The sequence below is a fragment of the Janthinobacterium sp. PSPC1-1 genome (assembly GCF_049897625.1).
In the GTDB taxonomy this organism is placed as follows: Bacteria; Pseudomonadota; Gammaproteobacteria; order Burkholderiales; family Burkholderiaceae_D; genus Janthinobacterium; species Janthinobacterium tructae.
Map to the genome: position 1 here is coordinate 206,665 of NZ_JAFCWP010000004.1, position 9,634 is coordinate 216,298.

The 9,634-nt window shown below is 66.7% G+C and carries 10 protein-coding genes; 6 read left to right on the top strand and 4 right to left on the bottom strand.

Annotated elements, in window-relative coordinates:
• Window positions 1–11: 11 nt before the first annotated feature.
• Complete coding sequence (locus ACP7EG_RS14925) at window positions 12–998, top strand: saccharopine dehydrogenase family protein (RefSeq protein WP_426088213.1); 987 nt, start codon at window positions 12–14, stop codon at window positions 996–998.
• A gap of 26 nt (window positions 999–1,024) precedes the next feature.
• Here the strand turns inward: ACP7EG_RS14925 and ACP7EG_RS14930 are convergent, their stop codons facing one another.
• Window positions 1,025–2,086, bottom strand: coding sequence for an NAD(P)H-dependent flavin oxidoreductase (locus ACP7EG_RS14930; RefSeq protein WP_426088214.1), 1,062 nt, complete (start codon window positions 2,084–2,086; stop codon window positions 1,025–1,027).
• An 87-nt stretch (window positions 2,087–2,173) separates the two neighbouring features.
• Between ACP7EG_RS14930 and ACP7EG_RS14935 the strand changes: the two genes are divergently transcribed.
• Together ACP7EG_RS14935 and ACP7EG_RS14940 are read left to right on the top strand one after the other, a co-directional pair.
• Window positions 2,174–3,049 (top strand): LysR family transcriptional regulator, encoded by an 876-nt coding sequence (locus ACP7EG_RS14935; protein WP_426088497.1) that lies wholly within the window; start codon window positions 2,174–2,176, stop codon window positions 3,047–3,049.
• Window positions 3,046–4,176 carry a YbfB/YjiJ family MFS transporter gene (locus ACP7EG_RS14940; RefSeq protein ID WP_426088215.1) on the top strand — a complete coding sequence of 377 codons (1,131 nt, stop codon included), beginning with the start codon at window positions 3,046–3,048 and terminating at the stop codon, window positions 4,174–4,176. The genes ACP7EG_RS14935 and ACP7EG_RS14940 overlap by 4 nt, the downstream gene beginning before the upstream one ends.
• Before the next feature lie 3 nt (window positions 4,177–4,179).
• Here the strand turns inward: ACP7EG_RS14940 and ACP7EG_RS14945 are convergent, their stop codons facing one another.
• From ACP7EG_RS14945 to ACP7EG_RS14955, 3 genes are read right to left on the bottom strand one after another with little or no spacing between them, the layout of a single operon-like run.
• A complete protein-coding gene (locus ACP7EG_RS14945) occupies window positions 4,180–5,223 on the bottom strand; it encodes a serine hydrolase domain-containing protein (RefSeq protein WP_426088216.1) in 1,044 nt (347 codons plus the stop codon).
• Complete coding sequence (locus ACP7EG_RS14950; RefSeq protein WP_426088217.1) at window positions 5,214–6,014, bottom strand: alpha/beta fold hydrolase; 801 nt, start codon at window positions 6,012–6,014, stop codon at window positions 5,214–5,216. Before ACP7EG_RS14950 ends, ACP7EG_RS14945 begins: the two co-directional genes overlap by 10 nt.
• Complete coding sequence (locus ACP7EG_RS14955; protein ID WP_426088218.1) at window positions 6,011–7,027, bottom strand: M14 family zinc carboxypeptidase; 1,017 nt, start codon at window positions 7,025–7,027, stop codon at window positions 6,011–6,013. The genes ACP7EG_RS14950 and ACP7EG_RS14955 overlap by 4 nt, the downstream gene beginning before the upstream one ends.
• Before the next feature lie 209 nt (window positions 7,028–7,236).
• On the opposite strand from ACP7EG_RS14955, the gene ACP7EG_RS14960 reads away from it, so the two are divergent.
• From ACP7EG_RS14960 to ACP7EG_RS14970, 3 genes are read left to right on the top strand one after another with little or no spacing between them, the layout of a single operon-like run.
• Window positions 7,237–7,977 carry a hypothetical protein gene (locus ACP7EG_RS14960; protein ID WP_426088219.1) on the top strand — a complete coding sequence of 247 codons (741 nt, stop codon included), beginning with the start codon at window positions 7,237–7,239 and terminating at the stop codon, window positions 7,975–7,977.
• Window positions 7,974–8,549, top strand: coding sequence for an RNA polymerase sigma factor (locus ACP7EG_RS14965; protein WP_211549226.1), 576 nt, complete (start codon window positions 7,974–7,976; stop codon window positions 8,547–8,549). Before ACP7EG_RS14960 ends, ACP7EG_RS14965 begins: the two co-directional genes overlap by 4 nt.
• Window positions 8,550–8,557: 8 nt before the next feature.
• Entirely contained in the window at window positions 8,558–9,532 is a 975-nt protein-coding gene (locus ACP7EG_RS14970) for a FecR family protein (protein WP_426088220.1), read from the top strand.
• Window positions 9,533–9,634: the final 102 nt, after the last annotated feature.

Genomic DNA, 9,634 nt, shown 5'->3' on the forward strand with positions numbered 1-9,634 from the left:
AAAGCTATCTCATGACTCAGACCATCCTGATATACGGCGCCACCGGCTACACCGGTAAACTCGTCGCCATGCAAGCGCGCGAAACGCATCTGTCGTTCGAGGTCGCCGGCCGCAATGGCCCGCAAGTGACTGCACTGGCCGAGCAACTGGACGTGCCATGCCGCATCTTTGCGCTCGATGACCCAGAAACCATCATTGCCAGCCTGGCCGGCGTCACGGCCGTCCTGAACTGCGCTGGCCCGTTCGCCAGTACTGCGCGGCCACTGATGGAAGCTTGCATCGCTTGCGGTATCCACTATCTCGACATCACAGCCGAATACAAAGTATACGCATTGGCTGAAGCATGCTCCGAACGCGCAGCTGCCGCCGGCGTCATGTTACTGCCCGGTGTAGGCTGGGACGTGGTGCCGAGTGATTGCCTGGCCATGTACCTTGCCGCCAAAGTCGATCAACCCCAGAGCCTGCGCATTGCGCTCCAGGTCGCCAATTCAATGTCGCGCGGCTCGACCACCAGTGTGGGCGAGATCCTCGGAGTTGGATTGCTGGTGCGGGCCGAAGGCATTATCGTGGCCAAGCTCGATGCCGCGCCGGCGCGTTTCGACTTTGGCGCCGGCATGGTGGATAGCGTGCCCCTGTCATTCGGCGACCTGGTCACTGCATGGAAGTCGACCGGGATTCCGAATATCGCCATGTTCGTCAATATAAAAGAGAACGTCATGCCGGAAGGCGTCGCTGCCATGCCTGAAGGCCCGTCGCTGGAAGAACGCGCTGCCAACCGCGCCTGTGCCGTCGCTGAAGTAACCGGCATTGATGGCGCCGTGGTGCGCGCGCGTATTGACACCATCAATGGTTATTCATACACGCCGCTGGCTGCCGTCGAAGCGCTGCGTCTGCTGGCGGCAGGTCAATTCAAGCCTGGTTTCCAGACTCCGGCCACCGTGTTTGGCGCCGGTTTTGCCGTCTCGATTGCCGACACCCGCATTGTTGACATGGTCTGAAGTTCCATGTCAGCGGCATGCTGAAATCAGTGCGCCATTTCCCGCATCAGTGTGGCCACCAGCTGCGCCGCCCCCATTTCCCGCGCCAGCGGCGCGCCCTGGCCGGCCCATTGCGCGGCAAATTCGCTGTTGCCGTGCTGGCTAGCTGCCGCGTTCAATTGTTTTGCGGCATCGTAGGCGATGGGGTAGTCGGCCGGCGGCGGGCTGCCCGGCGCTTCGCCATGCTCGATCAAACGGTTCACCATGCCGCGCGCCAGGCGGCCCGAGAGCACGCTCGTCAGGCGCGTGGCTGCCGCCCGTTCGCTTTGCAGGTTGGCGCGGTAGCCCGCATTGGCCGACGATTCCGGGCACAGCACGAACGCCGTGCCCAGCTGGGCGGCCACGGCGCCCAGGTCCAGCGCGGCGCGGATGCCTGCTCCATCCATGATGCCGCCGGCGGCGATCAGGGGTAGCGTCGTGCGGCCCGCCAGCAGGCGCAGCAGTACTGACGTGCTGTGGCGCTCGTCCGGCGCTTGCGGGTCGAAGACGCCGCGATGCCCGCCTGCCTCCACGCCCTGCGCCACGATGGCGTCGACGCCCGCCTGTTCGATCAGGATCGCCTCGCGCACGCTGGTGGCCGTGGCCATGGTGTAGATGCCGGCCTGGCGCAGGGCGGCGATTTTCTCCGTTGCAGGCAAGCCGAAATGAAAGCTGACGACGGCAGGGCGCTGTTCCAGCAGCAGGGCAAACGCTTCCTCATTACCGAGAAACGTTTGGTAAATCTCATCGAGCTGCGCTGGCACGGCCGCGCCCAGCTCCGCAAACAGGGGCGCCAGGTGCGTCAACCAGGCCGCTTCGCGCCGCGCATCCCTCACTGCCGGCGCATGGCAAAACACATTGATATTGAAGGGCTTGTCCGTCAGCGCGCGCGTGTCGGCGATCATCTGGCGCGCCTGCGCCACCGTGCCGGCGCCGATGCCCAGAGACCCCAGGCCGCCCGCATGCGAGACGGCGGCGGCCAGGCGCGGCGTGGAGACGCCCGCCATCGGCGCCTGGATGATGGGGAATTGCAAGCCGAGGCGGTCGAGGAAGCGCTGGATTGAAGTCATGATGTTTCCTTCATCAAGTTGAGGAGGCTGCATTCGATTCTTATTTTGAGAATATAATAGCACAATCATTCCAAACGAAAGAACATGATGGACATGGAGTCATTGACGATTTTTTGTGCCGTGGCCAGTGAGCTGAGCGTCACGCAGGCCGCAGCGCGGCTGGGCCGCGCACCGTCCAGCGTCACCACGCGCATCCAGCAACTGGAAGCCGATATCGGCGCGCAACTGTTCGTGCGCACCAATAAACGCATGGCCCTGACGGCCGCGGGCGAGCGCTTTCTCGAGTATGCGCAGCGCTTGCTGGCGCTGGCGGAAGAAGCCCGCCACGTCGTCACGGGCGGGCGCGAGGGGGGCACCCTGCGCGTCGGCAGCATGGAAAGCACGGCGGCCAGCCGCCTGCCGGCGTTGCTGGCCGCGTATCACGCCCGCCATCCGGCGACGCGCCTGGCGCTGAGCACGGGGCCGTCGCGCCCCCTGATCGAGCAGGTGCGCACGGGTTTACTCGACTGCGCCTTCGTGGCCTTGCCGCCAGCCTTCGGCGGCGCCGCCGCGCTGGAGGAACTTGGCCTGGCATCGACCGCCGTATGGCGCGAAGAACTGTGCTTGCTGCTGCCGGCCAGCGAAGGGCCGGTGCGCCGCGCCGTGGACGTGCGCACGCGCTCGCTGGCGGCGTTTCCGCAAGGCTGCACCTACCGCGGCATCGCCGAAGAGGTGCTGGGCGTGGCCGGAAGCACGCAGTGGCGGGTGCAGGAAATGACTTCGTATCACACCATGATCGCCTGCGTGGCGGCCGGCGCCTGCGTGACCTTGCTGCCGGCCAGCGTGCTGGCGCTGTCGGACGCGCCTGCCACCCTGAAAACACTGTCGGTTGGGCAAGCCGACACCTTGCTGGTGTGGCGCACCGGGTTCGACGTGCCCGCCTTTCAACACTTGCTGGCGCAACTGGGCGAGGTGGCGCCGTGAGCGCGGCCGGCAGGCTGCGCGCGGCCATCGCTGCGGCGGCCATCCTCGCCATCGGCATGGGCTTCGGCCGCTTCGCCTTCACGGCCATCTACCCGCACATGGTCAAAGAAGGCGTGTTGACCTTACACGACGGCAGCCTGGCCGCCTCGGCCAACTATGCCGGTTATTTGCTGGGCGCCATCCTGGCCATGCGCGCGCGGGCCCACAGCGCGCACCAGCTATGCCTGTGGTCGGTGGCCGGTACGGCGCTGTGCCTGGGCGTGCTGGCCTTGACTATGCCCGTCTGGCTCATCGTGACGGTGCGCGGCGTGGCGGGCGTCTTCAGCGCCCTGGCCATGGTGGCTGCCTCGCTGTGGCTGCTGGAACAGCGCCGGCATGGTCGCGGCGCGCCGCTGCTGTACGCGGGCGTGGGCGCGGGGATTGCCGTGTCGGCCGAATTGCTGGTGCTGGCATCGCAGCTGGGCTGGCACAGCGCCGGCATGTGGCTGTTGCTGTCCGGCGTCACCGTACTGCTGGGGCTGGCGGCCGCGCCTGCCATTGTCGCCAGCGGCCAGGCGACCCTGGATGCGCCGCCGCAATCCACCGCATCGACCTTGGCACCGGTGGCGCCCTGGCCGCTGGTGCTGATCTATGGACTGGCCGGGCTCGGCTATATCGTCACTGCCACCTACTTGCCCGTGCTGGTGGGCACGGCCTTGCCCGAGCTCAATTCCGCCCACGTGTGGGCCGTCTTCGGCCTGGGCGCGGCGCCGTCGTGCTTTCTGTGGCACCGGCTGCACGAGCGCCTGGGCACGCGCCAGGCACTGCGGTTAAATTTGCTGCTGCAGGCGCTGGGCGTGGCCTTGCCCGTGCTGGCGCCCTCGGCCGCCGGCTATCTGCTCAGCGCCATCCTCGTCGGCGGTACGTTTGTCGGCACGGTGACCATCGCCATGCCGGCCGCGCAACGGGCCGCCGTCAAGGCAGGGACGAACATGATGGCCATCATGACGGTGGTGTATGGCGTGGGCCAGATCATCGGCCCCGTGCTGGCCGGCAGCCTGTATGCGCAGTCGCACAGTTTTAATAGCGCGTTATTGGCGGCGGCCGGCGCGCTGCTGCTGGCTATTGCAGTGAGCTTGCGGCTGTAAAACTCAGAGATCGAAGGCGCAGCGCATGAAGTCGCCCCGCAGCGCGTTGATCCTGGTGAAATCGCGCGTGTAGTACAGCTTGTTCGTCAGCAGCACCGCATAGCGGCCGCGCCGGGGGCTGAGCCACATGGCCGTGCCGGTGAAGCCCAGGTGGCACCAGACGTCGTCTTTCGGCAGCGTGCCTGCCGCCGGGTGCCAGAACAGGCCGCGCGATGGAGTCAGCGTGCCCGTCTGCACCGTCAGCGAGGCGCGCACCCAGTCGGCGTCCAGTACATCGCCGTGCAGGCCTGGTGCCAGCATCGCCAGCAGGAAACGCTGCAGGTCAGGTACGTTGGAAAACAGCCCGGAGATGCCGCACACGCCGCCCAGCAGCCGGGTCGAGAAATCATGCGTCACGCCAGCAAGGTGGGCGCCCGCCTGCTCGCAGTATTCGGTTGGTGCGACCAGTTGGTCGTGCCGTGGCGCCAGCGGGCCGTAGCCCGTGGCGGCCATGCCCAGTGGTCGCAAAATGTGCTCTTCAAGCACATGGTCCAGGGGCAGTCCCAGCAGCCGCTCGATGATCAGGCCGAGTATCAGGGCCGCGCGGTCCGTGTAGTCGACAGCCTGGCCCGGTATGCCTTCCAGCGGCTCGCGCAGCACGCCGCGCACGATATCGTCGTACACCTCGCCATAGCTGGCGCGCAGGCGGGCGCGCAGCGGCAAGCCGGCCGTGTGCGTCAGCAGCTGGAAAATCGTGATGGGTGCCAGCGCATAACCCTGGGTGCCGGGCAGCAGGTCGGCAAGGCGGCTGTCCAGGTGCAGGCGATTGCGGCGCACCAGCCAGCCCGTCAGTGACCAGACGCTGATGATCTTGGTCAGTGAAGCGATGTCGAACAAGGTGTCGACCTGCATCGCGGCGCTGTCCGGCTCGGGCGTGAGCCGCCCGGCCGCGCCCGCCACGCCGTGGCCGAGGCTGCCCACGGCCCAGGCCGCACCTGGAAAAATGTGTTCGTGCACGCCGGCCTCTACCAGCGCTGTCAGTTTGTCTGTCAGGTTTGCTATTGGCATATTGATTGTGTTGTGTCTGTCTTGTCATGCTCTGCTGCCACCCCCAGCCAGCGCGCCACCGATTGCGCCACCCACTCCCCCTCGTCCAAGGGCAAGTCGTGGCCGGCGTCGCGGTGGATCAGGCAATCGGCTTGCCAGGCGCGCGCCAGGCGCTGCGAGCAGCGGTGTTCGACCAGTTGGTCTTGCGCGCCGGCCATCACCAGCACGGGCATGGCGGGGCGGCTGTCAGGCGCGCGGTAGCGGGCGGCCGACAGCAGCTGGCGCAGCGCATTGCGCCGGCTCACCGGGTATTCCTGCTGGTAACTGAGCCAGTCGGCCAGCAGCGCCGGGTTGCCGCCCGCATGGCGGCGGCTCGTCAGGCGCAGGATCAGCGCTTCCTGGCTGCGTGCATCGCCCAGCAGCAGCTGGCGCAGCAGGGCGCCGTAGTTTTGCCAGCGCAGGCGCCGGTAAAACGGATTGAACGGCCGCATGCTGGTGTTGAGCAGCACGCAGCGGGCGATTTCCTGCGGGTAGCGACTGGCCCATTCCACGGCCACCATGCCGCCCAAGGACAGGGCCAGCAGGTGGTACGGTGCAGCGATGCCGCGCGCCAGCAAGTCTGCGCGACAGTCTTCCACCATGGCGGCCACGCGGGTGGCGCTGTCCTGCGCGTGGCGTTTGCCATTGCCGGGCAAGTCGGGCGTGACGATATGGGCGCCGGGCAGGGCGCGCGCCAGGCTGGCGGGGAAGGTTCCCCAGTGGCGCTGTTCGCGCATCAGGCCGCGCAATAAAATCCAGGTGGGCGGCGTCATGATTCGTACCATTGCGCCAGGGCGCGCCGGCGCTGCGCCTTGCGCAGCAAGCCTTCCGGCATCCAGCGGCCGTGGCTGCTGGCGGCGCGCATTAGGAAATCGAACCAGACCAGGTGCCGCCGCAGCACGCGCTGCAAGCGGTGCGCGGCCGTGGGGTTGAAGATGCTGACCCGGTTGAACAGCTGGCGCGGGTTTTTCTTGACCCACAGCCACGAGCCCATTTCCAGGGTCAGCGGCAGGAACACGCGCCCGCTGTAGCTGGTGCCGTTCAGGTACAGATAATCCCACAGGTCGCCATGCGTGCGGTATTGCCGGCTTTGCGGCTCGAACACATAGTTGTGGTTGGGGTAGCTCTGGCTGAACAGCTCTTCCAGCGCGCCGATCTCGGCCAGGTGTTCGATCGGCACCTTGGTATGTGCATGGGGAAACCAGATGCGGTCGCGCAAGCCGAAACCGGAATGGCAATCGAGGGCGATGCTGAACTGGCGCGACAGCAGTTCGCGCTCGACGAGGTCGCACACGGCCTGGCTTTCCAGCTCCATCGGCGCGTCTGACGCGCCCCGGTACCAGGGCAGGCGGGCGCTGTAGCGCTGTCCGCCCAGCATGAACGGTACTTTTTCACGCGCGCTCAGCGGCGCGTTGCGCATCAGGTCCACGCCCTGCGGATTGCAGCGCGTGGCTTGCCACATGCCGCCCGGATTAACCAGCGGCATGAACACCAGGCGCATGCTTTCCAGCTGCTGGTGCAGGGTGGCGTCCCAGCGCAGGCGCGCGATCAGGCTTTCCAAAAAGGAGAGCAGCACTTGCGTGCCGATGCGTTCGAGGCCGTGGATGCCGCCGAAAAAGCCCAGCACGGGCACGTCGGGACTCGGATTGCCCATGGCAATCGTGTACACGGGAAATTCGCGCCCATCCATGGCGATGCTGCAGGGCGCGGCCACTTCCAGGTGGCTGCCGCCCTCGTCGATGAGGCGTTTCAGCATGACCAGCTCGGGCAGATTCTTTTCGATCATCAGGCGTCTGAAAGGGAAAGTGACAGCCAGTGTAGCCGAAATAGCTGCCACACCAGACGTCCCGCCTGGCGAAATATATGCATGGCAAGCATGTCACGAAGCCGTCATGTTTGCTGTGTAGGCTATTGCAGTTGACGCAAGAATTGTTACTTGGCAATGCCCCGATTCCACGCAGTTCCACCCTCACACGATAGCGACACGATAGCGATATGACAGGCAGCCCGGCATCCGTGCATGTGCTTGCGCTGGCGGGATACCTGGTACTGCTGGGTTTCCTGACTGCGGTGGGACCCGTGCGAGCGCAGCCGGCCGAGGGCCCCGTGCTGCAGTTCGATATCGCCGCGCAAAACCTCGGCGATGCGCTCGACCTGTACAGCCGCCGCACGGGCATTGCCGTACTGATGGACCAGCGCTACACGCAGCGCCAGTCGGCTGCCGTGCGCGGCGCGTATGCGGCAGGCGCGGCCCTGCAAGCCTTGCTGGAGGGCACTGGGCTGCAATCGCGCCTGTCCGACGCGCAAGCCGTCATCGTGTATGCCGCGGCGAACGCCTCAGCGACTGCAGTGGACTTGCCGCAGGCCGCCGTGGTGGCCGCCGCCGATATTCCCGGCGCCACGCAGGGCGGCAGCGACCATGCGGCCTATGTGAGCCGCCTGCAGCATGTGCTGTTGGGGCTGCTGTGCCGCGCGGCGCAGACGCGTCCCGGCGGCTACCGCCTGGCGCTGCAGCTGTATCTGAACCGCGCCGGCGTGGTGGACCGCGTGCACCTGCTCGACAGCACGGGACTGCGCGCGCGCGACACGGCCATCGCGCGCCTGGTGCTGGGCATGAGAGTGGGCGCGGGACCCTCGCCGTCGATGCCGCAGCCTGTTTCCATCCTGCTGCTGCCGCAAGGGCCGGGCAGCGAAGTCGATTGCGCCCCCAGCGCGCTGGGTAGAAACGCGCCATGAGCATGCCCGACTTGCGCACCAAGCTGAAACGCCACCTCAGTTCGCGCTACGCCGTGCTGCGCTGGCGCCTCGAAAGGGTGGTCGGCTGCAAGCACCATGCGGCCGATGCGCTGCAGGAAACCTGGCTGCGCCTGGAAGCGATGGTGGCGCCTGGCCCCGCCGCCGCGCCCGTCCACAATCCCGACGCCTATCTGCTGCGCATGGCGGCCAATATCGCCACCGATGCCTACCGCCGCGATCGCATCATCGTCACCGAGCGCGAACGCGAAGAGCTGATGCACATGGCCGACGAGGCCGGCGACGACATCAGCGACCCGGCGCGCATCGTCTCGGCGCGGCTCGATGTGCAGGCGCTCGACGTGGCGCTGGCGGGCCTGTCGCCGCGCCGCCGCGCCATCCTGACGGCGGCGCGCATCGATGGCATGCTCAACGCGGACATTGCCGAACGTTTCGGCATTTCCGTGGCGATGGTGAAGAAAGAATTGCAGGCCGCCATGCAACACTGTAAAACGTGCATGGCCGACGCCGATGCCGCCCAGCGCAGCGATGTGTCGGGCCGCCGTAAATATTGATGAATCTGATGACTGCTCCTGACCGCGATCCACGCGACCTTGTTGAACATAACGACACCGCCATCGGCCAGCAAGCCGCTGCCTGGTGGGCGCGCCTGCGTGCCGACGATTTCACGCAGGCCGACGCCGACGCCTTGCGCGCCTGGTGCGCGCGCAGCCCCGAGCATGCGCGCGCCTGGCGCGAACTGCAACAGCTGTGGCAGGCGCTCGATCCCGCCTTGACCCGCGCCGCCGCCGCGCCGCAGCGGGCGAACGTGCTGGCGTTTCCCCTCAGGCCGGGACGGCGTGCCTTTCTCGGCGGCGCGCTGGCGGCCGGCGTGGCCGTGCTGGCCTTGCGCCCGCCGCTGGGCGCCTGGCCGTCGCTGCAGGAGCTGAGCGCCGACTTCCGCACGGGCACGGGCGAGCAGCGGCAAGTGGCCCTGTCGCAGCAGATGTCAGTGCAAATGAATACGCAGACGCGCATCAATGTGCGGGCGCCCGAGTCGATCGAACTGCTGGGCGGCGAAGCGGAAATCCTCGCCAGCGGCGCGCGCCAGCCGGTGACGGTGTTGGCGGGAGCAGGGCGCTTGCTGGCGCAGTCGGCCCGCTTCAATGTGCGCCACACGGACGACGCCGTTTGCGTCACCTGCCTGGCGGGCGCCGTGGAAGTCGTCTGGCAGCAGCGGCGCCAGACCCTCGATGCCGGGCAGCAACTGGTGTACGACGAGCGGGGCGTGCAGGCGGCCACGGCCGCGCAGGCGGGCGAGGCGAGCGCCTGGCGCACGGGCGCGCTGTCGTTTGTCGGCAAGCCGCTATCCCAGGTAGTCGATGAAATCAACCGCTACCGTCCCGGCCGGGTGCTGCTGCGCAATCCCGAGCTGGGCCGGCGCCTGGTGCGCATGCGTTTTTCCATCAGCCAGATGGATGGCGCGCTGGCGATGATACGCGACCTGTACGGCGCGCAAATGACCAGCCTGCCAGGCGGCATCGTGCTGCTCAGCTGATCCCGTGTTTCCCTTTGGCAGGCTTATTTAAAAATATTTAAAAATATTTTTCAAAAACCATTATCCCTTCCGCCATCGAGCTACGTCATGGAGGCATGGACG